The following is a 22,233-nucleotide window of genomic DNA, read 5'->3' as shown; positions in this document are numbered from 1 at the left end:
TCTTTGGTGTGAGGGTCATGATCGAAAGCTCGCTTACGCCGACTTCTTGTTGTTCTTGTCGTCGTCGACCTCGGTGAACTCCGCGTCGACGACGTCATCCTTGGCCGCATCCTTCTTGGCGTCGGCTTCGGCCTGCTGCTTGTACATGGCCTCGCCGAGCTTCATCGAAGCCTGCGCCAGCGTGTTGGTCTTGGCCTTGATCGCCTCGGCGTCGTCGCCCTTCAGCGCTTCCTTGAGGTCGCTGACGGCGTCCTCGATGGAACGGCGCTCGCTCTCCTCGACCTTCGAACCGTGTTCGGCCAGCGCCTTCTCGGTGGAATGCACCAGGCTGTCGGCATGGTTCTTGGCGTCGACCGCCTCGCGGCGCTTCTTGTCCTCGGCCGCATTGGCCTCGGCGTCCTTGACCATCTTTTGGATGTCGGCGTCCGACAGGCCGCCGGAGGCCTGAATCCGGATCTGCTGTTCCTTGCCGGTCGCCTTGTCCTTGGCCGAGACGTTGACGATGCCGTTGGCGTCGATGTCGAAGGTCACCTCGATCTGCGGCATGCCGCGCGGCGACGGCGGAATGCCCATCAGGTCGAACTGGCCGAGCACCTTGTTGTCGGCCGCCATTTCACGCTCGCCCTGGAAGACGCGGATGGTGACGGCGTTCTGGTTGTCCTCGGCGGTCGAGAACACCTGGCTCTTCTTGGTCGGGATCGTGGTGTTGCGGTCGATGATGCGGGTGAACACGCCACCCAGCGTCTCGATGCCGAGCGACAGCGGGGTCACGTCGAGCAGCAGCACGTCCTTGACGTCGCCCTGCAGCACGCCGGCCTGGATCGCCGCGCCGATGGCGACGACTTCGTCCGGGTTGACGCCCTTGTGCGGCTCCTTGCCGAACAGCTGCTTCACCACTTCCTGAACCTTCGGCATGCGCGTCATGCCGCCGACCAGCACCACTTCGCCGATCTCGGCGGCGGTGAGGCCCGCATCCTTCAGCGCCTTGCGGCACGGCTCGATGGTCTTCTGCACGAGATCGTCGACCAGCGCCTCGAACTTGGAGCGGGTCAGCTTCATCGTCAGATGCTTCGGACCGGTCTGATCGGCCGTGATGAACGGCAAATTGATTTCGGTCTGCGTGGTCGAGGACAATTCGATCTTGGCCTTTTCGGCGGCCTCTTTCAGGCGCTGCAAGGCAAGCTTGTCGTTGCGCAGGTTGATGCCCTGCTCCTTCTGGAACTCATCGGCCAGATAGCTGACGAGCCGCATGTCGAAGTCTTCACCGCCCAAAAATGTGTCGCCGTTGGTGGACTTCACCTCGAACACGCCGTCGCCGATCTCGAGAATCGAGACGTCGAAGGTGCCGCCGCCGAGGTCGTACACCGCAATGGTGCCGGCCTTGGTCTTGTCGAGGCCATAGGCGAGCGCGGCCGCGGTCGGCTCGTTGATGATGCGCAGCACTTCAAGGCCGGCGATCTTGCCGGCGTCCTTGGTGGCCTGACGTTGCGCGTCGTTGAAATAGGCGGGAACCGTGATGACGGCCTGCTCGACCTTCTGGCCGAGATGGGCTTCCGCGGTCTCTTTCATCTTCTGCAGGATGAAGGCGGAGACCTGCGAGGGCGAGTAGGTCTTGCTGTCGGCTTCGACCCAGGCGTCGCCGTTCGATGCCTTGACGATTTTATAGGGGACGAGCTTCTTGTCCTTCTCGACCATCGGGTCGTCATAGCGGCGGCCGACGAGGCGCTTGACCGCAAAGAAGGTGCGCTCGGGATTGGTCACCGCCTGACGCTTGGCAGGCTGGCCGACGAGGCGCTCGCCATCATCGCTGAAAGCGACGATCGACGGGGTCGTGCGCATGCCCTCTGCGTTCTCGATGACTTTAGCTGTCTTGCCATCCATTACGGCGACGCACGAATTGGTGGTGCCGAGATCGATCCCAATGACCTTTCCCATGGTCCTCATATCCTTCTTTTTGCGGCAGGTTGGCTGGGCCCTGGACGGCGCACCTAACCGAACCCCCAACGATCAATTACTCGCGATATTGCGACGGTGAGCCTCATATAGGAGGGGGGGTCCTGCCCGCAAGGACCGAACGCAACCTTAGGGCCTGAAAATGCTGACGTTTGAAAGATTGTGTCAGCTCAGGGCAGGTCAAGGTTCAGGGCCCTCAGCCGTGTTAACAAATGGGCAAGAAGGTGAGGACGCACTCATCACCACGTCCCCAAAACCCGGCCAACGCGGATCGCCACCAGCGCGGTATTTGGCCGCTGCGCGGACCTGGCCGACTGTCCGGCACGCCGCCAAAACTGCCCGAAAACGTTTGGCTAGCCCGCCATATCGCGCGAAAATTCCGGTGTTTCGGAACGTGATGAGGGAACGGACGCCCGCCCTGCCCTGTTGCTGGGACATCAAAACCGCTAAAAGCGGGCTGACTAAACCAAGCCCTCGAACCCTTGAGGGCTGCGCTGGCCGACCATTGAACGGCCTCAATGTAAACCCGGTAGACCCTTCATGAAGCCTGTTCGATACCTCGCTGCGGTTGCCCTTACCATCGCCGCGACCTGCGCCGCGTTCGCCGCCGACCCGGTTTTTCCGCCGGGCGCGCGGGTCGGCATGACGCCGCTGGTCGGCCTGGTCAAAGCCAGATCATTCGTCGGCTTCGAGACCGAGGATCAGGGCGTCAAGGTGCTGGTGGCGGACCTGCCCGCCGAGGCCTATGGCGAGGTCGCCAATGCTTTCAAGGCAAATCCCGGCGGCACCGGCGGCATCAAGCCGGAGAGCATCGAGACGGCGGCGGGGCTCGCCTATTACACCGCTGAGAACGCCAAGGACGGCGCCACCAATGTCCGGCGCTACTCGATGATCGTGCCGGGTCCAACCTTCTCCGGCTACGTCGCCGTGCAGGTGCCGGAGAATGCTTCCCGGATCTACACCGACGACGCCGTACGCCAGATGTTCGCTTCCGCCGTGATCCGAAACGAAGTTCCGGTCGATGAGCAGCTCGGGCTGATGCCGTTCAGGATGGCCGAGCTCAGCAATTTCAAGACGGTCCGCACGCTGGCGCCGGGCGCCGCGCTGATCATTGCCGATGGCGACGAAAAAAGCGGTTTTGAAACCGCGCCCTTCATGATCGTCGGCCTGGTCGGATCCGCGCCCGCACAGCCCGACGACCGCGGACGTTTTGCCCAGCAGATGGCTACGACGATTCCCGGCGTACGCGATGGGCGGATCACGATGTCGGAGGCGGTCCGCATCGACGGCCAGCCCGGGTACGAAACCCGCATCGATGCCATCAGCGGCAAGGACAATACGCCGGTGACGATCGTGCAATGGTTGCGGTTCGGCGGCCAGAATTCGCTGCGCATCATCGGCAGCTCGCCGCGCGAGGGTTGGGCCGGCGCATTCACGCGTTTCCGCGCCGTGCGAGACGGAATTCGCCCGCGCTAAACATGACCCGTTCGGTGCCGAAGATTCAGCCGAAGGCCGCCGCCTAAAGCCGCTTTACGCTCTGCCTGCGACCTGATTTGCTGGTGTTGACCTCTTTGACAGGGAGATGCACCATGTTCGAGCGCAGGCAAATTCTCACGGGCTTCGGCACAATTCTCGGCACGGCGGCAATGGCGACCATTCTTCCGAAGGCAGCTTTGGCCGCGTCGATCAAACCCGACAATGCGTCGGCATTGCTGGTGATCGACGTTCAGAACTGCTTCCTGCCGGGCGGCAGCCTCGCGGTGAAAGATGGCGACCAGGTCGTTCCCGTCATCAACCGCATCGCCAAGAGCTTTGCCAACGTCGTGCTGACGCAGGACTGGCACACATCAGGCCATGTCTCGTTCGCCACAACGCATTCCGGCAAGAAGCCGTTCGAGACGATCGACCTGCCCTACGGCAAGCAGGTGCTGTGGCCCGATCACTGCGTGCAGGGCACCGAAGGCGCTGCGCTGTCAAAGGACCTCTCGATCGCCCATGCCGGACTTGTCATCCGCAAGGGCTCCAACAAGGACGTCGACAGCTATTCGGCCTTCACCGAAGCCGATGGCAAGACCACGACCGGGCTTGCCGCCTATTTGAAGGCGCGCAAGGTGGAACGCGTGTTCCTCGCCGGTCTCGCCACCGATTTTTGCGTGGCATGGAGCGCGCTCGACGCCCGCAAGGCCGGTTTTGAAACCTATGTAATCGAAGACGCCTGCCGCGGCATCGACACCCAGGGCTCGCTCGCGAAAGCCTGGGCCGATATGGGCGAAGCCGGCGTCAAGCGCATCCAGTCCAGCGATATCGCGGTTTAGGACGTTCTCTCGCGCAGAGAGTGGCAATGCCGGATTTAGGCGCACCCCTTGCGTTCGAGATGATCCGCCGTGCGCCCTCACAGCGTACGGCCGGCCTGATCACGGGAATGACTGGCTATCGCGAGACCTCGCGTGGCCGGTTTTCGCAGCGTGAAGCCGCGCACCTGATCGTGCCGCTGATCATCAGCCTCGGCAGCCCGTTCCTGATCGCGCTGGGCCGGGAGCCTGATGCGGCCGACCGCCAGCCAAGCTTCGCCGCGGGCCTCTACGCCGGCCCTGTTCATATCGAGTCCGATGGCGGTGCCGAATGCGTGCAGGTGGATTTCACGCCGCTCGGCGCCTATCGCTTCTTTGGCGGTGACGTCGCAGGCCTTGCCGCGCGCATGGTCGATATCGGCGACGTGCTCGGCCGCGGCGGCCGGCAATTGCGCGAGAGAATGGGCGCGACAGCTTGCTGGCAACACCGCTTCGACCTGCTCGAGGACTTCATCGCCGGCCGCGCCAATCATCTACCGTCGCCGGAGATCGCGTTCGCCTACCGACGGCTGGCGCTGACCGCCGGCGGCGCGCGGATCACGGCGCTGGCCGGTGAAATCGGCTGGAGCCGCAAACATCTGGTCGAGCGTTTTCGATCCGAGCTTGGCCTCGCGCCCAAATCAATCGCGCGCATGATGCGCTTTCACCGGGCCTGCCGGCTGGCACGCAGCGGGACAGCTCCGGGCTGGGCCGGGATTGCCGCCGAGAGCGGCTTTGCCGACCAGGCCCATCTGGTCCGCGAATTCACCGACCTGGCGGGCGAGACGCCGACGGCCTGGGCGCGGCGTCTGGCGCTGATCGACAGCCGGCTGACACGCCCGAACCAAGCACTTTCGGACTGGTAACAAATCTTCAAGCCGCCGCCGCACCGTATCAGCATAGTGGCGCGGTGAAGCCGAAAGCCAAGGAGTTTGCCGTGACCAATAGCAACGACGCGCAGCGCATTTATCCGACGATGCGTTGCAGGGATGCCGAGGCGATGATCCGCTGGCTCAAGGACGCGCTTGGTTTCACCGAGCATGTCGTTTACCGCAGCGACGGCGTGGTACAGCACGCGCAACTTGCCTGCGGCGCTTCGCTGCTGATGCTCGGCCAGGCCCGCGACGATGAATACGGCAGACTGGTTGGCGACATCTCTGGCCGCCGCACCGACGCGCTGTATGTCGCCGTTGAGGATCCCGACGCGTTGTGCGCCAGGGTGAAAGCATCAGGCGCCAAAATCGAAATGCAACTACACAACACCGACTACGGCAGCCGCGATTTCGCCTGCCGGGATCCGGAAGGCAACCTCTGGAGTTTTGGCACCTACTGGCCCAAGGCGCACGAGAAGCCGATGGATGCGCCGGCCTGATCGCAGCCTTGTGATTAGATTGCGTTCGGCTTAGGTCGTGACGTCGGCGGCAGGCGCCGCCTTGGCGCCGCCCTTGGACACGCCGACCAGCGCCGGACGCAGCACGCGCTCGCCGATCATGAAGCCGGCCTGCACCACCTGCACCACGGTGCCCGCCGGCACCGACGCGTCAGGGACTTCGTACATCGCCTGCTGGAAGTTCGGATTGAACTTCTCGCCTGACGGATCGAATTTCTTGACGCCGTTTTTCTCCAGCGTGTTGAGCAGCGACCGCTCGGTCAGCTCGACGCCTTCGATGAACGCCTTCAGCGCCGGGTCGGCCGAGGCCTTCATTTCCTCCGGAACCGCATCCAGCGCGCGTTGCAGATTGTCGGCGATATCGAGAATGTCGCGCGCGAAGCCGGTGATGCCGTAAGCACGCGCATCGGCAACTTCCTTGGCGGTGCGTTTGCGCAGATTTTCCATCTCCGCCAGCGTGCGCAGCATCTTGTCGCGCGCTTCAGCCGCTTCCTTCGTCAACGCCTCGACCGACCCTTCTTCGGGATCATCAGGCATGATGTAGGGCTTTGAGACCACGGGCTCGCCGCTCTGGGCCGCCGCGTCATCATTCGGCCGGTTGGGATCGGTCATAGGTCTGCCTTCTCAAAAGAACGGTTCGGTCAAATGGGGATTTGCTGCCCGGGATATCGTGCTTTAGCGGGTGAAAATCAAGCGTTCCATGGCGTTTTCGAGCGATGCCTGCACCGGACCTGATCCGGGGTGGGCCCCGGTTCGCGCCAGGAAAGGCGTCAAAACAACAAAGCGAAGCTTTTTCGGGCCGGATTAACCACCGAGCATGCGGCTGACGATGCGCGCGGCATAGTCCACCGTCGGAATCACCCTTGCATAGTTGAGCCGTGTCGGACCGATCACGCCGAGCACCCCGACGATGCGGCCGGCGGCGTCGCTATAGGGCGCGATGATGGTGGAGGAACCGGACAGCGAGAACAGCTTGTTCTCCGATCCGATGAAGATCCGCACGCCCTCGGCACGCTCGGCGCGACCGAGCAGATCGATGACGCCGCGCTTGGTCTCGAGATCGTCGAACAGCGACTTCACGCGCTCCAGATCTTCCAGCGCATGCAGATCCTCGAGCAGATTGGCGTGGCCGCGCACGATCAACTGGCGGTCCTCGCTTTCGCCGCCGGACCAGCTCGCAATGCCGGCCGCGATGATCTTCTGCGTCAGCTGATCGAGTTCGGCGCGGCTTTGCGTCAGCGCGGTTTCGAGTTCGAGGCGCGATTCGGCAAGCGTACGGCCGCGAATGCGGGAATTGAGGAAATTGCTGGCTTCCGTCAGCGCCGATGAGGGAACGCCGGGCGGCAGGGTCAGCACGCGGTTTTCGACCTGGCCGTCTTCGCTGACCAGCACCACCAGCGCGCGTTCCGGCTCCAGCCGCACGAATTCGATGTGTTTCAGCCGCGAATTGGATTTCGCTGTCAGCACCACCGCAGCGGCGCGGGTCAGGCCCGACAACCGCGTCAGGGCTTCGCCGAGCGCCGCCTCGACCGATTGCGCGCGGCCGACGGACGCAAGCTGGGTCTGGATCGACTGCCGCTCGTCTTCGGTAAGGTCGCCGACCTGCATCAGCGCGTCGACGAAGAAACGCAGGCCGAGTTCCGTGGGCAGGCGGCCGGCCGAGGTATGCGGCGCGTAGATCAGGCCGAGCTGTTCGAGGTCCGACATCACATTGCGCACCGAGGCCGGCGACAGCGGCATCGCGATCAGGCGCGAGATGTTGCGCGAGCCGACCGGCTCGCCGGTGGCGAGGTAACTCTCGACGATTTGACGAAAAATGTCGCGCGAGCGCTCATTGAGCTGGGCCAGCCCGGCATTCGGCGCAATCAGGCCAATCGGATCGTGGTGGGCCACAATTACTCCCTCACAGCTGCCCCTAATCTGTCTATCCGGAGGCCCGGTGACAAGCACGCATTACACCCCAAAGAGGTGGCAAAGGCCTTGCCGCTGCCCGCTCCCCCTCCTACAAGCACCGCGAACCGCTTTTACTTGATTTTCTGGAGGATTCCCCATGCGGCCAAGCCGCCGTGCGCCCGATGAGCTGCGCCCCGTGTCGCTGGAACGCGGCGTCGTCAAATACGCCGAAGGTTCCTGCATGGTGAAATTCGGCGATACCCATGTGCTGGTCACGGCCACGCTGGAAGAACGCCTGCCGCCCTGGCTGAAGGGTCAGGGCCGCGGCTGGGTCACCGCCGAATACGGCATGCTGCCCCGTGCCACGCTGGAACGCACCCGCCGCGAGGCCGCGGCCGGCAAGCAGGGCGGCCGCACCGTCGAAATCCAGCGCCTGATCGGGCGCTCCTTGCGTGCGGCTGTCGACCTCGAGGCGCTCGGCGAGCGGCAGATCACGGTCGATTGCGACGTGATCCAGGCCGATGGCGGCACCCGCACCGCCTCGATAACAGGCGCCTGGGTGGCGCTGGCCGACTGCATCTCCTGGATGAAGAATCGCAACATGCTGAAAGCCAATGTGCTCCGCGACAATGTCGCGGCGATCTCCTGCGGCATTTACAACGGCACGCCGGTGCTCGACCTCGATTACGCCGAGGATTCCGAGGCCGATACCGACGCCAATTTCGTCATGACCGGCGACGGCCGCATCATCGAGGTGCAGGGCACCGCGGAGAAGACGCCGTTCTCGCAGGACGAGTTCCTGGCGCTGATGGCGCTGGCGCGCAAGGGCGTCGCGCGTCTGGTGGACTTGCAAAAGATGGCCGTCGCGTAGTCTGATTGATCATGCACCGTCGAATCACAGGCCGCCTCGTGATCGCGACCCACAATCCCGGCAAGCTTGCCGAGATGCGCGAATTGCTGGCGCCGCATGGCGTCGAGGCGATCTCCGCGGGCGATCTCGGCCTCGATGAGCCCGAGGAGACCGGCGAGACGTTTCGGGCCAATGCGGCGATCAAGGCGATCGCGGCCGCGAAAGCCGCGCAACTCCCGGCCTTCGCCGATGATTCCGGCCTCGTGATCGATGCGCTGGACGGCGCGCCCGGGATCTATTCGGCGCGCTGGGCCGGTCCGAACAAGGATTTCATGGCGGCGATGACGCGGGTCGAACGCCTGTTGCAAGAGCGCGGCGCCAAAACGCCAGACAAGCGCAAGGCGCATTTCGTATCTGCATTGTGCGTCGCCTGGCCCGACGGCCACATCGACGAGGTCGAGGCGCGGGTCGATGGAACTTTGGTGTGGCCACCGCGCGGCACCGAGGGTTTCGGTTACGATCCGTCGTTCCTGCCCGATGGACACGGCCGCACCTTCGGCGAGATGGCCAGCATCGAGAAGCACGGCCTGCCGCCGCTGGGGCTCGGCCTGTCGCACCGCGCCCGCGCCTTCGTCAAACTGGCGGAGATCTGCCTTGGCTAGCTTCGACCGCCCTCAGGGCAAAGCGGCTTTCGGCGTTTATGTGCACTGGCCATTCTGCCTGTCGAAATGCCCGTATTGCGATTTCAACAGCCATGTCCGCCACGCCCCGATCGACGAGGCGCGGTTCGTCAGTGCCTTTGCGCGCGAGATCGAAACCTCCGCCGAGCGCGCGCCGGGACGGGAAGTGACCTCGATCTTCCTCGGCGGCGGCACGCCGTCGCTGATGGCGCCGCAGACCGTAGGCGCCATCCTGGATGCGATCGGCAAACACTGGCGTGTCGCAGGTGATGTCGAAGTGACGCTGGAAGCCAACCCCACCAGCGTCGAGGCGACGCGGTTTCGCGGCTATCGCGCGGCCGGCGTCAACCGGGTCTCGCTCGGTGTGCAGGCGCTGGATGATGCTTCATTGAAAGCATTGGGCCGCCTGCACAGCGCGCGCGAGGCGCTGGATGCGGTGGCGATCGCGCGGCAATCGTTCGACCGTTACTCGTTCGACCTGATCTACGCCCGCCCCGACCAGACGCCGCAGATGTGGGCCGATGAACTGAAGCTGGCGATTTCGGAAGCCGCCGAACATCTGTCGCTCTATCAGCTCACGATCGAGGAAGGCACGCCGTTCTTCGGATTGCACGCGGCAGGCAAGTTGAAGATGCCGGATGAGGCCGTCGCCCGCGCGCTCTATGACGTGACGCAGGATGTTTGCGCCGCGCAGGGTCTTCCTTCCTACGAGATTTCCAACCACGCGCGGCCGGGCGCGGAGTGCAAACATAATCTCGTCTATTGGCGCGGCGAGGAATATGCCGGCATCGGTCCGGGCGCGCATGGCCGCCTCGACATCGATGGCGAAAGACACGCGATCGCGACCGAGAAACGTCCCGAAGCCTGGCTGATGCGGGTCGAGGCCAACGGTCATGGCTTCATCACCGACGACGTCCTCAACTCGGAAGAACGCGCCGACGAATTTTTGCTGATGGGATTGCGGCTTGCGGAAGGCATCGATCCCAAACGCTACGCCGCGCTGTCGGGCCGCACCCTCGATCCCGGCCGGATCGCCGTGCTGCGCGAAGAAGGCGCGATCATCGTCGACGCCGATGGCCGGCTGCGGGTGACGCAAGCCGGCTTTCCGGTGCTCGATGCGGTCGTGGCGGATCTCGCCGCGTAAATTTTATCCGTCGTCCCGGACAAGCGAAGCGCGATCTCAGATGCGCAATTGCGCATCGGGGGACCCATACGCCGCGGCCTATCGGTGAGAGCGCTGGTGTCAGACGCCTTTTTCTTGCAACAACGGCTGCGGATTATGGGTCCCCCGATGTGCAATTGCACATCTGAGCTCAAGGCCGGGACGACGTGTTGAGAGAGCCGGGACGTCGTTGCGATCTCGCCGCGTAAGGGTTTGATAAGGCAAAGCATAGGGTTTTGGGCGGCGCGCGCCCGGCTGTGGTAGGTTGCACCGAGAGATTTGTCCCCACCGCCATTTGCATGACGATCGTGAACGACCGGACCATCACCCCGCCGATCCATGATCCCGAGCTCGACCGCCGCGTCAAAAGCGCCGGCGCGAGCAAGACGGTTTATGCGCTGGTCACCCCCGAGACGGAAGCCGCCAAGAATCTTGTTCTCGGCAATGCCGTCACGGGCCCCGACGCCGCGCGGCGTCATCATCTCGAACAATTCCGCGACGCCTGGACCGGAAAACAATTTGCCACCCATGAAGCCTTCATCGATCGCTGGATGAGTTGGGCGGCGCCCGTGGTCGCGATCGATGCGGCCTGTTTTCCCTGGCGCTATCCTACTGCCGGCGGCAGCGAGGCGCTGTTTCATGTCATCACCGCCTACGGCAATCGCGCCCGCGTCGAAAAATTCAGTCCCGAGGTGCACGTCTTCGCCGGCGAGTATGAGGGCTACAAGGCCTATGCCGAAGCCTGCGGTATCGCCGTGATCGAGCATCCACGCGCCGAATGGCAGGCGGTCGGCCGCACGCTTCCGAAAGACGCGCTGTTCTGCCTGAGCCAGCCATCGGCGATCGATGGCAATGTCTGGCCGCACGCCAATGCTTTTCTGGCGCTGCTCGCCGCCGCCGAAAAGTCGCGCGTGCTGCTCGACGTCACCTATGTCGGCTCGATTGCCGAAGCGCCTGCCGCAAGAATTGCCGCCGACAGTCCGGCGGTACAGGCGCTGGCGTTCAGCCTGTCAAAACCGTTCGGGGTCTATTACGACCGCATCGGCGGCGTGCTCTGCCGTCACGCAATGCCGAGCCTGTTCGGCAATCAATGGTTCAAAAACCTCACCTCGCTGCAGCTCGGCATGGCGCTGCTGCAGCGTCACGACGTGTTCGAGCTGCCGCGGCGCTACAAAACCGTTCAGCGCGACGCGGCTATTCACATCGGCCGGCGCCTCGGGCTGACGCTGTCGCCCTGCGACGTCAGCGTGCTGGCCCAAGCCGACGCCAACGCCACCGACCCTGCGCTGGCGGATTTCCTGCGTCGCCCGGCCGGCGATCCCGACGCACGCTTGCGGCTGTGTCTGACGCCTGTCATGGCCGAAATGATCGGCACCGCCGGGCCGATCGCCGCTCCCGGAGGCGCATCGTGAAAAACCTGGTCGTCCTGACGGATGCGAAGGAAATTCATCGCCACGTGCACGGTCTGTGGCGCAGCGCGCCGATCCGTGCCTCCCACACCGATGGCGGCTTCATCCACGACATCGTCGAGCAGTTCGCAAGCCTGCCGCGGCTGTTTTGCGATTCAACCGACGACCGATTGGAGCGTGCGCATTTCTGTTCATGGTGGGGCGTCACCATGAATCGCGCTTACGACAATCCCGCGATCGAGGACCTCTACCGCCTGCACGAGATGTTCCACGCGGCGTTCATGCCTTACTTTCCCGGCATCGGATTCGATGCCTTCCACCGCAAGATGGAAGACAATGAACTGAAGGCCAGCGTCTGTTCGGAAATCCGCGTCTATTTCGAACTGCCGCATTTGCGCGAACAGGCCTTTGCGCATCCGATCTATGCCGACCGCTATTTGTCCGATCCGTCGATGCAGACGCTGTGGGCCAGGAACAAGCCCGTTGCGATCGAAACGCTGCAGGAAGCGCGGCGCGACGTTATGTTCTCAAAGCCCGAACACGAGATGGATCTGACGGAGCGTTGGATCCGCCGCTTCGCGCTGCAAAACCGTCAATGGTCGACCTGCTGGTACGATCGGTACCTCGAGATCGAGAGCCACATGTTCGAATTCCAGATCAAGGCGTTGCGCGGTGATCGCTCGGGCGCGATCGCACAGCATGCGGCATGGATCGAGGCGCAGGCCGGTCAGGATGCCGACGACCACATCCCCTACCGCCAGGAAGCCGCGCTGTTCGCCAACATCTATTGGAGCAACCGGCGGCGTTACGAGGCGGAATTCGCGAACGCGAAAGCGGGCTAATACTTACGCGCCAAAACTCTTCGGCGAGCCCGCAACCGGCGTGCTGCCGCCCTGGCCCACCTTCATGACAGCAAGCCCGCGCTCGTTGGTGCCGTCGGAGCGGAACCTGAACAGCCCGTCGATGCCGGCAAAGCCGGACGGATTGGTCAGCGTTTCCGGCGCGAAACGTTGCGGACCTTGCGTGCGCGACAATGCGGCGACGAGCGCTACCGCGTCATAGGCGAGCGTCGCGGTGCGCACCGGCTCGCCGCCATATTTGGTGCGGTAGCGGCCGGCGAAACTTCGGAAACCCGACGGGTCCGGTGCCGCATAGAGACCGCCCTGCAGCGCCGGGCTCGCGAACACCCGCGGATTGTCCCACAGGCCGGTGCCGAGCAACTGGATGTTGCGCAAATTCACACCTGCCGCGGTGAGCGCGTCCGCCGTGGCCACCACCGAATCGCCGTCATCGGCCATGAACAGCGCGTCTGCCTGGCCAAGCGACTGCGAAACGGTGCGCACGGCGGCCGAGCGATCGGCGCCATATTTTTCGAACGCGACGATGCGGCCCTTACGCGCCGCCGCCTGCTTGAAGGCGGCTTCCACGACATTGCCATAGGCGTTGTCGGGCAGCAGCGCCGCAAATGATTTCTTTCCGATGCCGGCCGAATAATCGACGATGCGGTTGACGTCGGACTCCGGCAGGAAACTGAGCAGATAGACGCCGCGGCCGGCCACGCTGGAATCGGTCGAGAACGCGATCACGGACACGCCCTTCGCGCGCGTCTGCTGCGCGACCGCGGGAACCGACTGCGCAAACAGCGGCCCGAGGATGATCTCCGCGCCTTCACCGAGCGCCTGCTGGGTTGCCTGGCTGGCGCCTTGCGGGCTGCCGCCGTCATCCTTGATCAGAAGCTGGATGTTGGGATTCTGGAACTCGGCCAGCGCCATTTCGGCGGCGTTTTTCATCGATTGCGCGGCGACGCCGGCGTTGCCGGCGGCCGAGAGCGGCAGGATCAGGCCGACCTTGACCTGCCCGGTGCCGACCGCGAGCGGTTGCTGCTGCGGCCCTGCGGGCCCGGCCTCGGGTTGCGGCGAGGAGAACGGGTTGGAAAACTGGCCAAAGCTCTGCTGCACGCTGGAACAGGCGCCAAGCAGCGGCGCGCCAAGAATAAGGCCGACCGCCGTCCGCCGGGTTGCCCCTGACGGCTGAGGTTTGCGAATGACCGGGCCCACCATCTTATCTCTTCTCGTGACCGACCTTGATCGGCCAGGACTTGAACCTCAGGACCTGAATCCTAAGGCTCCAACCTCCGGAATAAAGGCGGGCGGATTCAGGCATATTGTCGGCGAATAGTTAACCAAAACAAAAGGATTATGGTCCCGCGGGCTCAACACCGGTTGCGGATACCTGCCCCCTTCCCGTGATGCTAGCACCAACGTTGCCACCGCGCTGTGGCGCTGGCGCTACTACCACTGTGTTCCGGTTCTGATTTATCAGAACCGGAACACTCGGTCTTTGTAGTGACGCGTTTTCTTCACGCGAACCGGTATCCACTTCGCTTGAAAACGCTTTAGATTGGCATGATGCGCGCAAAAACCAGCTCCAACTACGGGCCTGAAGCCGAACCAGGTTCTGCGATCAGGACATTTTCGATTGGCGGCCATGTCCTGACCGCCCCAAAGCCGGTTCCCGGGCTCTATCTGGTGGCCACCCCGATCGGCCACCTCGGCGACATCACGTTGCGTGCGCTTGAAACCCTGGCCGGCGTCGACATCATCGCCTGCGAGGACACCCGCATCACCCGCCGGCTGACCGAACGCTACGTGATCTCGGCGCAGCTCAAGCAATATCACGAGCACAACGCCGCGCTGGCGCGGCCAAAGATCCTGGAAAAGCTGGCGCAGGGCGCCTCGATCGCGCTGGTCTCGGACGCCGGCACGCCCCTGATCTCCGATCCCGGCTTCAAGCTGGTGCGCGAGGTCTGCGCCGCCGGCCATGCCGTGATCGCGATACCGGGCGCCTCCTCGGTGCTGACGGCGCTCTCGGTCGCAGCATTGCCCACCGACCGGTTTTTCTTCGAGGGATTTTTGCCCGCCAAGCAGCAGGCGCGGCGCACGCGGCTGGCAGAGCTTTCCCGGATCGACGCCACGCTTGTCATGTTCGAATCCGGCAACCGCATCGCCGACACGCTGGGCGATCTCGCCGGGATCATGGCCGAGCGCGACGCCGCGATCTGCCGCGAACTGACAAAACTGCATGAGGAGATTTCGCGCGCGCCGGTCGCCGAACTGGCGAAGCTCGCCGATACGCTGGAGACTCGCGGCGAATTCGTGCTGATCGTCGGCCCGCCCCGGGCGGATGCGCTTGTCATGACCGAGGCTGATCTCGACGACCTGCTGCGGTCATCGCTTGGGCGCGACAGCGTCAAGGATGCGGTCGCCCATGCCGTCGAACTGTCCGGCCGGCCGCGCCGTGAGGTCTATGCCCGCGCGCTCGAACTCGCGAAAGATATCAAGACGGGAGAGGACGATGGCGAAGACTGACGGCGCCACGCCGCCCGACACGTCCACAAAACTCGCCGCGCCCGAGCGGGTCGCCGCCTTCCAGACCGGGCTTTCGGCCGAGACCCGCGCCGCCGCGTTCCTGATGGCCAAGGGCTACCGCATCCTCGCCAAGCGTTTCAAAACCCCCTATGGCGAGATCGATATCGTCGCCAAAAAGCGCAATCTGATCGCCTTCATCGAGGTCAAGGCGCGCGCCCGGCTCGATGATGCCGCCTATGCGGTGACGCCGCGGCAGCAGGCCCGCATCATCGATGCCGCGCAGGCCTGGCTGATGGCGCATCCCGAGCATGCCGAATTCGAGCTGCGATTCGACGCCATCCTGATTGCGCCGCGGCGCTTGCCACGCCATCTGTTAGCGGCATTCGACGCCAGCGTATAAGTATAAATAGACCCCTCCAGAGACCCGGACCCGCCCCATGAAATTGAATGTCGCCGTCCAGATGGACCCCATCGCGCGTATCAACATCCGCGGCGATTCGACCTTTGCCCTGATGCTGGAAGCGCAAAAGCGCGGCCATGGACTGTTCTATTTCACGCCGGACCAGCTCTCGCTGCGCGGTGAGGAACTGGTGGCGCCGGTGCAGGTGGTGACCGTGCGCGACGAGCCCGGCAACCATTTCACCCTCGGAGAGCCCAAGCGCACGGCGCTGAACGGCTTCGACGTCATCCTGCTCCGGCAGGAGCCGCCGTTCGATATCGCCTACATCACCTCGACGCATCTCTTGGAACGAATCCATCCCAAGACGCTGGTCGTCAACGATCCCGCCAGCGTGCGCAACGCGCCGGAAAAGATGTTCGTGCTGAACTTTCCGCAGCTGATGCCGCCGACGCTGATCTCGCGCGACCTCGACGAAATCAATTCGTTCCGCGACGAGCATGGCGCGGTTGTCATGAAGCCGCTGCACGGCCATGGCGGCGCGGCGGTGTTTCGCGTGATGCCGCAGGACATGAATTTCGGCTCGCTGTTCGACATGTTTTCCGTCACCTTCCGCGAGCCCTGGGTGATCCAGCGCTTCCTCCCCGAGGTCAAGCACGGCGACAAGCGCATCATCCTGGTCGACGGCGAATTCTCCGGCGCCGTCAACCGCGTGCCGGCCGCCGACGATCTGCGCTCCAACATGGTGCGCGGCGGCGCCGCTGAGGCCACCGACCTTACCCCGCGTGAGCGCGAAATCTGCGCCACGCTCGGCCCGGCGCTCCGCGAGCGCGGTCTGCTGTTCGTCGGCATCGACGTGATCGATGGCAACCTGACCGAGATCAACGTGACCTGCCCGACCGGCATTCGCGCCATTGCACGGCTCAACGGGCCTGACGTCGCTGCAAAGGTTTGGGACACCATTGAGGCCAAGCGGGGCGCGAAATAATTTTCTTCGCGCGGTTGTGCGCCTGCACATTTCGCCTGCACGCCTGTTAGGCGTCTAATCCTACTTGCCAATTTCGAGGCGCGGGAGCAGCCTGTAGCCGCGGATGAATCTGTCCGGGCGACAAATCCAAATTCTATAAAAACAATGGAGGAAGACCCATGACGATGGACGTATCGCGACGGTCCCTGCTTGCTCTCGGCGCAGGACTTGGTGTTGGCCTAGGCTCCTCGACCATGCTCGGCGGCAGCGCGCTGGCCAAGGCACCCAAGCTCGGCACGCAGACGCCCTACTGGCACCGCTTCGTTCTCGGTGACGCCGAGGTAACCGTGGTTTCCGACGGCCCGCTGCCGCTCGGCCCGCCAAAGGGCACTTTCGTCGGCGTGTCCGACGACGAAGTGAAGAAGATGCTGACCGACAACTTCCTCGACCCCGAAAATGTCGTGCTCGAGCAGAACTCGCCGATCGTGAACACCGGCGACAAGCTGATCCTGTTCGACACCGGCATGGGCACTTCGAAAGCGTTCGGGCCGACCACCGGCCGGCAGCAGAAGAGCATGGCGGAAGCCGGCATCAAGCCCGGCGATATCGACGCTGTGGTGTGCTCGCATGCGCATATCGACCATATCGGCGGCCTGGTCGGCGCCGACGACAAGCCGCTATTCCCGAACGCGCAGGTCTACATCACCCAGAGCGATTTCGAGTTCTGGACCGATGAAGGCAAGCTCGGCAGTCCGCTGAAGGATTTTGTGATTCACGCCCGCAAAAATCTGATGCCCGTGCGCGACCGCATCGTCTTCATCAAGGACAACCAGGAATTCCTGCCCGGCGTGACCGCGATCGCGGCGCCCGGCCACACCGTGGGCCACACCATCTTCATGGTGACGTCGAAAGGCAAATCCTTCGCCTTCCTCGGCGACCTCACCCACCACCCGATACTGCTCCTGGAGAAGCCGCGGATGCAATTCTCCTACGACTCGGATCCGAAGCAGGCGGCGGACACGCGGGTGAAACTGCTCGACACGATCGCGGCCAACAAGACCCCGGTCATGTCCTATCACTTCGCCTGGCCCGGCTTTGGCCACATCGGCAAGACCAGCGAAGGTTTCCATTACTATCCGTCGGCGATGGTGATGAACCTCTGAGCGATTTGAATCGGCGCGTCGGCAGACTTGGTTCACCTCTCCCGCTTGCGGGAGAGGTCGGTACGCGTGCCGGGTGGGGGCTCTCTCCCCACGAACGGCGCGAATCGCGGCGGCACCCCACCCCAATCCTCCCCCGCAAAAAGCGGGAGAGGGAGCGCAGTTCCGCCGTCGATGCAGTTGAACCCGGCACTAGGGATCGACCCCGGACTGGCGTAAGCAAGGTTCAGCCAATCCTGCCCCTCACGCGACCTGGGAGAGCCCCTTGACCGACCAACCGAACCCCAAGCCGGGCGACCTCGTCTATGAAGACACCGGAGCCGCCGCCCCGCTGGTCTATTTCGACATCGTCGGCGCCTACGGCACCATGAACGGCTCGGTCGAGATCGAACTCGCCACCCGAATTCTCATTCCCAAGACTGACGGTTCGACCGAGGTAAAATTCATCTGCTCAGGCCGCCTGCGCTGCAGCCAGAACGCCGCCGTCAATTTGCGCAACGGCCTCGATGCCGCGCTGAAGATGCTGGAGCAGCCGGCGGCGAATATGGCCGTGGTGGCGGCGAGTAAGCTGAATTGAGGGGGCGTCTTTCATTCCGAGCCATGCGGGCCTGTCACGTGTGCCGCCTCGCCTGGCAATTATGCAGCCATCACTTTCTTGGCGGCCTGGGCTAGAAATCCCGATCGTGTGAATCCTTCTCGTTCCGCGTACTGGTCAATTTGGTCAAGCACGTCCGCTGGCAGCGTAATGTTGATGCGCACGCTCTTCACGTTCGCGGCTGGCGCTTGGATGAGAACAGCTACGCCGTCCTTGTTTTCTCGGTTGGCCATTATCTCTTCCAGCGAAGAGGGCTCAGGTACAGCTTCGCCATCCGCTGCCAGGCCCTCTAGATGAAAGGCGAGCGCTTCAGCCGCCATAGTTCGTGCTTCGTCTAGAGTGCTCCCAGCGCTGATGACGCCTGGAAGATCGGGGACCGATACGCCGTAATCGCTATCGGCATCCTTATGGATCAGAGCGATGAACTGCCGCATTGGTCTGCTCCTGCAGGGTGAGCCACACTGGCTCTCAAGGTTTGGGGCCGGCCGCGCCCTTACAATACGTGGATAACTGCTAGTTTGTAGGTGGATAGCCCCTTCTCCGGACATCGTGATTTCTTCAGTTCCCGTATGAGTCATTAGGGTTGTTACAACCTGATTCTCAACCGGGGATTCCCATGAACGAGTCGCGTTCGATAGTGATCCGTGGCAGCCGCATTTTCGAGGATGCGCACGGCCATATCTGCCTTGATGACCTGTGGCGTGCGGCGAAGGCAAAGCCGTCGAAAGAGCCATCGCGCTGGCGGACCACCAGACCGGCAATTGCGCTCATCGATGAGATGCAGAAAAAGACCGTACTATCCGGTTTGAAAGAGAATAGGCCCGATATTCCAGTGATTTATGCTCTTAGGGGTAGGGGCAAATCTGGCACCTACGCTCACCCGATTCTGGCAGCTGCCTACGCCGGATTTCTCAGCCCAAAACTCGAAATCGAGGTCCGGGAAGTCTGGCTGCGCTACCGGGCTGGCGACGCCACGCTTGCCGATGACATTTTGCAGCGCGCGACCGCCGAAGCAAATCGATGGGCTGGCGCCAGAGCGGTCTCCCGAAGCCAGAGGGTGGCCTTCACCGACACCTTGAAGGCGGCCTATGTAACCGGGCGCGGGTACATGGATTGCACCGAGGCAGTGTACCTGAAGCTGCTTGGAGCCAAGTCGTACCAGCTTCGAGAGGCGCGCGGATTGGCTCCGAAGGAAAACATCCGCAACAACCTGTCGATTGCCGAACTATCATTCGTCATGGCCGCTGAGGCTCTTGCGGCTGAGCGGATCGATCAAGAGAACCGGCTTGGAAACGACGAATGCATTGACGCATCTGGTAAAAGCGCCTCAGCGATCCGGCAGGCAATCGAGTCGGACCGCAAGGATCGGCAAAAGCGGCTCTCGAATATTTAGGTCCGCTTCTTGGCCTTCTTTGGAGGGCTGGGAGGCTTCTGCTTGGCGATCTTCCCCAGCCTCTCATTGAATCGCTTTTCACTGCCGTCCGTTTCGAGGACGCGGCGGCCTCTTTGAACTTCTGTAACTGAGTACCACGGCGGTTTCGAAACTGACGGGATGGTGACGACAAAAAGTCGCTGCGAACGTGTTCGTGCCCACCGAACTCTCCCCGGCAAATTCCCGACCGCCCATCACACTTAGTATCGCAGTCCACTCCCTGTTCCCGTAATGTTCTTGCCTAACCCACCCGCTTCCGCTACCCTCGGTAGTGGCAAGGGGTCGGCATGGTTCAGCGGGTTTCTACCGTAGCCTTTGAGGGGATCGAGGCCCGCGCGGTCGACGTGCAGGTGCAGGTCGCGCCCGGGCTGCCGGCGTTTGCGATCGTCGGCCTGCCCGACAAGGCGGTTTCCGAGGCGCGCGAGCGGGTGCGCTCGGCGCTGATCGCTTCGGGGCTGGCGCTGCCGGCGCGGCGGATCACGGTCAACCTCGCCCCCGCCGACGTTCCCAAGGAAGGCAGCCATTACGATTTGCCGATCGCGCTCGGCCTGATGGCCGCCATCGGCGCGATCCCGCCGGACGCGCTCTCAGGCTTCACGGTGCTCGGCGAACTCGGGCTCGATGGATCGATCGCACCGGTCGCGGGCGTGCTGCCGGCGGCGATCGGCGCCAATTCGCGCGACGAAGGGCTGATCTGCCCCGCCGCGTGCGGAACGGAAGCGGCCTGGGCGAGCCCGGATATCCAGATCATCGCGGCAAAGTCGCTGATCCAGATCGCCAACCATTTTAAAGGCACGCAGCTGCTGTCGCGCCCGCAGCCGAAAGTGCACGAGCGCGAGGAGACGCTGCTCGACTTGCGCGACATCAAGGGCCAGGAGAGCGCCAAACGCGCGCTGGAGATCGCGGCGGCCGGCGGACATCATCTGCTGATGATCGGTTCCCCGGGCGCCGGCAAATCGATGCTGGCAGCGCGGCTGCCCTCGATCCTGCCGCCGCTGTCGCCGTCCGAACTTTTCGGCATTAGGTAGCAAACTCACCACTAGCAATTTCAATGACTTAAAGCGTCATTCAGTCACGGGCGACTTGAGAGTGCGGAAGTGGGCAGTTGGCCTAAGCGTGACGGTCTCGACGATATGTCGAATTATCGCGCCACTGCGTTGACTCTCGCCGTGATTCCCGTATCCTAGGTCCAGACAAAGAATCGCCCCACGCAATTTCTTGCGCAGGGCGGATTCAAACCGAGCTTCGAGCGGCGTGGTAACCGGCAACGTCGTGGACGGAGCCGAGACCCAGCACCAGCGAAAAACGGCGCCTAGGAAACGCGTTTTTAGCTGATTGCTGGGTCTCGGTCAACACTTTGTCGCGCCTTGTGAAAGGGCGACGTGACCGAGCGAGCCATTGGACCTCGATAAGATTCTGGAGTCGAAAGAGCGAGAACGCGCGAGCCTCATGGAGCGCGTGAGCGAGCTTGCGCGCGAGATCGACGTTTTAAAGCGCGTCCGGGCTGAATACCTAGGTTCCACAGCGGCACCGCCTGCTTCGCCGAGCGCTGCCCCGGCTGCTACCGAACCCTTCCCATGGACGGTGCTAGGCGACGCCGCAGCACCGCCATCTCCTCCTCTTCCGCCGGTACCAGTGTCACTGCCCCCTGTGCCGGTCCCGCTGCCGCCGTTGCCACCGCCACCTGTCGCGGCGTTCGACGGCACCTTTTCTGATCTGATCAAGGCCTATCGGGCTCACGAGAATTCGCCGTATCACAAGCTTAAACACGGGGTTAGGAAGAACTACGATCAGGGCATTAATCGTTTAGACAGGGAAATTGGCCCCGACCGAGTGGCCGACTGGAGCGCCGCGCGGGTTCAAAGCATCTACGACACAAGTTGGACTGCCGGCGGCAAAATCTCGACGGGCCAATCGCTTCTTGCCAAGCTTCGTTTGCTCTGCAGCTTCGGTTCAGTCGTGTTGAATAGCGAGGCCTGCACAAGGCTCAGCACGATTATTGGGCAAATGCGCTTTGCCCCGGCCCCACCCAGGACCGAGGTTTTAACCATCCAGCATGTTCGGGCCATCCGAGCGGCGGCGACTAGTCAGTTCGCGTGGCCGTCCATCGCGCTGGCGCAGGCGCTTCAATTCGAAATCCCGAAGATTCGCCAAGTAGAAATTCTTGGAGAGTGGGTTCCGATGAGCGAGCCGGGACCAGACGACATCAACAACGGCTCCGAGAAGTGGGTTGGGGGTCTTCTTTGGTCCGACATAGACGACAAGATGGTGTTGCGTCGGGAGTTCTCCAGCGGACGTGTGCTCAATTTAGATCTGAGGCGGTTTTCGATGATTATGGAAGAGATCAACAATGTGCCGCCGTGGAAGCGCACCGCCGGTCCAATGGTGATCTGTGAGTACTCGGGGAAGCCGTGGACCGCATCTGAATTCAGGCGGAAATGGCGTTTAGTGGCCGAAAAGGCAGGCGTTCCGAGCAATATTCAGATGACGGACGGCGCGCGAGGCACCAATTTGAAATCTTCGTCTGAGAGCGATGAAGTCCAGGAAGGAATTTTCGACTAAAAAACCGGAGCCTTTCGGCCCCGGTTTTCAAGAATGGGGGTGCACAGTGCAGGGAAGAGTTGTCCAGCTCGCGTCCCGGCGGGTG

Annotated in this window: 21 protein-coding genes and 1 pseudogene; 17 read left to right on the top strand and 5 right to left on the bottom strand. The window is 63.0% G+C overall.

The features are described from left to right. Positions 1-33: 33 nt before the first annotated feature. The gene (gene dnaK, locus JQ567_RS24135; RefSeq protein WP_212441109.1) at positions 34-1,935 is read right to left on the bottom strand and encodes a molecular chaperone DnaK; all 1,902 of its coding nucleotides are present in this window, start codon (positions 1,933-1,935) and stop codon (positions 34-36) included. A gap of 558 nt (positions 1,936-2,493) precedes the next feature. Here dnaK and JQ567_RS24130 point away from each other — a divergent pair. The 4 genes from JQ567_RS24130 to JQ567_RS24115 all read left to right on the top strand — a co-directional run bounded on the left by JQ567_RS24130 (position 2,494) and on the right by JQ567_RS24115 (position 5,655). Further along, positions 2,494-3,429 (top strand): hypothetical protein, encoded by a 936-nt coding sequence (locus tag JQ567_RS24130; RefSeq protein WP_212441108.1) that lies wholly within the window; start codon positions 2,494-2,496, stop codon positions 3,427-3,429. A gap of 113 nt (positions 3,430-3,542) precedes the next feature. Beyond that, the gene (gene pncA, locus JQ567_RS24125) at positions 3,543-4,268 is read left to right on the top strand and encodes a bifunctional nicotinamidase/pyrazinamidase (RefSeq protein ID WP_212441107.1); all 726 of its coding nucleotides are present in this window, start codon (positions 3,543-3,545) and stop codon (positions 4,266-4,268) included. A gap of 26 nt (positions 4,269-4,294) precedes the next feature. Continuing rightward, positions 4,295-5,149 carry an AraC family transcriptional regulator gene (locus tag JQ567_RS24120; RefSeq protein WP_212441106.1) on the top strand — a complete coding sequence of 285 codons (855 nt, stop codon included), beginning with the start codon at positions 4,295-4,297 and terminating at the stop codon, positions 5,147-5,149. Positions 5,150-5,220: 71 nt separating this feature from the next. After that, complete coding sequence (locus tag JQ567_RS24115; protein WP_312017457.1) at positions 5,221-5,655, top strand: VOC family protein; 435 nt, start codon at positions 5,221-5,223, stop codon at positions 5,653-5,655. 30 nt (positions 5,656-5,685) lie between these two features. Here the strand turns inward: JQ567_RS24115 and grpE are convergent, their stop codons facing one another. Then, complete coding sequence (gene grpE, locus JQ567_RS24110) at positions 5,686-6,285, bottom strand: nucleotide exchange factor GrpE (protein WP_212386255.1); 600 nt, start codon at positions 6,283-6,285, stop codon at positions 5,686-5,688. A gap of 192 nt (positions 6,286-6,477) precedes the next feature. Continuing rightward, on the bottom strand, positions 6,478-7,566 hold the full coding sequence (hrcA, locus tag JQ567_RS24105) for a heat-inducible transcriptional repressor HrcA (protein ID WP_192736160.1): 1,089 nt from the start codon (positions 7,564-7,566) through the stop codon (positions 6,478-6,480). A gap of 157 nt (positions 7,567-7,723) precedes the next feature. On the opposite strand from hrcA, the gene rph reads away from it, so the two are divergent. The 5 genes from rph to JQ567_RS24080 all read left to right on the top strand — a co-directional run bounded on the left by rph (position 7,724) and on the right by JQ567_RS24080 (position 12,509). Further along, entirely contained in the window at positions 7,724-8,437 is a 714-nt protein-coding gene (gene rph / locus JQ567_RS24100; protein ID WP_212441105.1) for a ribonuclease PH, read from the top strand. Positions 8,438-8,448: 11 nt separating this feature from the next. After that, complete coding sequence (rdgB, locus tag JQ567_RS24095; protein ID WP_212441104.1) at positions 8,449-9,078, top strand: RdgB/HAM1 family non-canonical purine NTP pyrophosphatase; 630 nt, start codon at positions 8,449-8,451, stop codon at positions 9,076-9,078. Beyond that, complete coding sequence (gene hemW / locus JQ567_RS24090) at positions 9,071-10,240, top strand: radical SAM family heme chaperone HemW (RefSeq protein WP_212441148.1); 1,170 nt, start codon at positions 9,071-9,073, stop codon at positions 10,238-10,240. The genes rdgB and hemW overlap by 8 nt, the downstream gene beginning before the upstream one ends. Before the next feature lie 317 nt (positions 10,241-10,557). Beyond that, on the top strand, positions 10,558-11,670 hold the full coding sequence (locus JQ567_RS24085; RefSeq protein WP_212441103.1) for an aminotransferase class I/II-fold pyridoxal phosphate-dependent enzyme: 1,113 nt from the start codon (positions 10,558-10,560) through the stop codon (positions 11,668-11,670). Further along, entirely contained in the window at positions 11,667-12,509 is an 843-nt protein-coding gene (locus JQ567_RS24080; protein WP_212441102.1) for a hypothetical protein, read from the top strand. Before JQ567_RS24085 ends, JQ567_RS24080 begins: the two co-directional genes overlap by 4 nt. Before the next feature lie 3 nt (positions 12,510-12,512). Here the strand turns inward: JQ567_RS24080 and JQ567_RS24075 are convergent, their stop codons facing one another. Then, positions 12,513-13,727, bottom strand: a complete 1,215-nt coding sequence (locus JQ567_RS24075) for a penicillin-binding protein activator (RefSeq protein ID WP_212441101.1) — start codon at positions 13,725-13,727, stop codon at positions 12,513-12,515. A 348-nt stretch (positions 13,728-14,075) separates the two neighbouring features. Between JQ567_RS24075 and rsmI the strand changes: the two genes are divergently transcribed. The 5 genes from rsmI (at position 14,076) to JQ567_RS24050 (ending at position 18,136) form a co-directional block, all read left to right on the top strand. Further along, entirely contained in the window at positions 14,076-15,035 is a 960-nt protein-coding gene (gene rsmI / locus JQ567_RS24070; protein ID WP_212441100.1) for a 16S rRNA (cytidine(1402)-2'-O)-methyltransferase, read from the top strand. After that, entirely contained in the window at positions 15,022-15,435 is a 414-nt protein-coding gene (locus tag JQ567_RS24065) for a YraN family protein (RefSeq protein WP_212441099.1), read from the top strand. The genes rsmI and JQ567_RS24065 overlap by 14 nt, the downstream gene beginning before the upstream one ends. Positions 15,436-15,472: 37 nt before the next feature. Beyond that, positions 15,473-16,420, top strand: a complete 948-nt coding sequence (gshB, locus tag JQ567_RS24060; RefSeq protein WP_212441098.1) for a glutathione synthase — start codon at positions 15,473-15,475, stop codon at positions 16,418-16,420. Positions 16,421-16,578: 158 nt separating this feature from the next. Further along, positions 16,579-17,562: an MBL fold metallo-hydrolase gene (locus JQ567_RS24055; RefSeq protein WP_212441097.1), complete on the top strand. Its 984-nt coding sequence runs from the start codon at positions 16,579-16,581 to the stop codon at positions 17,560-17,562. Between the two features lie 262 nt (positions 17,563-17,824). Beyond that, a complete protein-coding gene (locus tag JQ567_RS24050; RefSeq protein WP_212441096.1) occupies positions 17,825-18,136 on the top strand; it encodes a hypothetical protein in 312 nt (103 codons plus the stop codon). A 59-nt stretch (positions 18,137-18,195) separates the two neighbouring features. Here JQ567_RS24050 and JQ567_RS24045 read toward each other — a convergent pair whose 3' ends face one another. Beyond that, a complete protein-coding gene (locus JQ567_RS24045; protein ID WP_212441095.1) occupies positions 18,196-18,588 on the bottom strand; it encodes a type II toxin-antitoxin system HicB family antitoxin in 393 nt (130 codons plus the stop codon). A 182-nt stretch (positions 18,589-18,770) separates the two neighbouring features. On the opposite strand from JQ567_RS24045, the gene JQ567_RS24040 reads away from it, so the two are divergent. The 3 genes and pseudogenes from JQ567_RS24040 (at position 18,771) to JQ567_RS24030 (ending at position 22,148) form a co-directional block, all read left to right on the top strand. Next, positions 18,771-19,547, top strand: coding sequence for a KilA-N domain-containing protein (locus JQ567_RS24040; protein ID WP_212441094.1), 777 nt, complete (start codon positions 18,771-18,773; stop codon positions 19,545-19,547). 326 nt (positions 19,548-19,873) lie between these two features. Beyond that, a pseudogene (locus tag JQ567_RS24035) lies at positions 19,874-20,608 on the top strand (magnesium chelatase domain-containing protein); the annotation flags it as partial. A 376-nt stretch (positions 20,609-20,984) separates the two neighbouring features. Beyond that, complete coding sequence (locus tag JQ567_RS24030) at positions 20,985-22,148, top strand: hypothetical protein (RefSeq protein WP_212441093.1); 1,164 nt, start codon at positions 20,985-20,987, stop codon at positions 22,146-22,148. Positions 22,149-22,233 lie beyond the last annotated feature (85 nt).

The sequence above is a fragment of the Bradyrhizobium sp. AUGA SZCCT0431 genome (assembly GCF_018131065.1).
GTDB lineage: Bacteria > Pseudomonadota > Alphaproteobacteria > Rhizobiales > Xanthobacteraceae > Bradyrhizobium.
The sequence above is the reverse complement of the archived record's forward strand: the minus strand, read 5'-3'. Positions and strand labels throughout refer to the sequence as shown.

What these genes read in the sequence shown, in the direction of transcription:
- JQ567_RS24075 (WP_212441101.1), bottom strand. Translation starts at nt 13,727, where the DNA reads ATGGTGGGCCCGGTCATTCGCAAACCTCAGCCGTCAGGGGCAACCCGG.
- JQ567_RS24130 (WP_212441108.1), top strand. Translation starts at nt 2,494, where the DNA reads ATGAAGCCTGTTCGATACCTCGCTGCGGTTGCCCTTACCATCGCCGCG.
- dnaK (WP_212441109.1), bottom strand. Translation starts at nt 1,935, where the DNA reads ATGGGAAAGGTCATTGGGATCGATCTCGGCACCACCAATTCGTGCGTC.
- rph (WP_212441105.1), top strand. Translation starts at nt 7,724, where the DNA reads ATGCGGCCAAGCCGCCGTGCGCCCGATGAGCTGCGCCCCGTGTCGCTG.
- grpE (WP_212386255.1), bottom strand. Translation starts at nt 6,285, where the DNA reads ATGACCGATCCCAACCGGCCGAATGATGACGCGGCGGCCCAGAGCGGC.
- JQ567_RS24065 (WP_212441099.1), top strand. Translation starts at nt 15,022, where the DNA reads ATGGCGAAGACTGACGGCGCCACGCCGCCCGACACGTCCACAAAACTC.
- JQ567_RS24040 (WP_212441094.1), top strand. Translation starts at nt 18,771, where the DNA reads ATGAACGAGTCGCGTTCGATAGTGATCCGTGGCAGCCGCATTTTCGAG.
- pncA (WP_212441107.1), top strand. Translation starts at nt 3,543, where the DNA reads ATGTTCGAGCGCAGGCAAATTCTCACGGGCTTCGGCACAATTCTCGGC.
- rsmI (WP_212441100.1), top strand. Translation starts at nt 14,076, where the DNA reads ATGCGCGCAAAAACCAGCTCCAACTACGGGCCTGAAGCCGAACCAGGT.
- gshB (WP_212441098.1), top strand. Translation starts at nt 15,473, where the DNA reads ATGAAATTGAATGTCGCCGTCCAGATGGACCCCATCGCGCGTATCAAC.
- rdgB (WP_212441104.1), top strand. Translation starts at nt 8,449, where the DNA reads ATGCACCGTCGAATCACAGGCCGCCTCGTGATCGCGACCCACAATCCC.
- JQ567_RS24055 (WP_212441097.1), top strand. Translation starts at nt 16,579, where the DNA reads ATGACGATGGACGTATCGCGACGGTCCCTGCTTGCTCTCGGCGCAGGA.
- JQ567_RS24120 (WP_212441106.1), top strand. Translation starts at nt 4,295, where the DNA reads ATGCCGGATTTAGGCGCACCCCTTGCGTTCGAGATGATCCGCCGTGCG.
- JQ567_RS24085 (WP_212441103.1), top strand. Translation starts at nt 10,558, where the DNA reads ATGACGATCGTGAACGACCGGACCATCACCCCGCCGATCCATGATCCC.
- JQ567_RS24045 (WP_212441095.1), bottom strand. Translation starts at nt 18,588, where the DNA reads ATGCGGCAGTTCATCGCTCTGATCCATAAGGATGCCGATAGCGATTAC.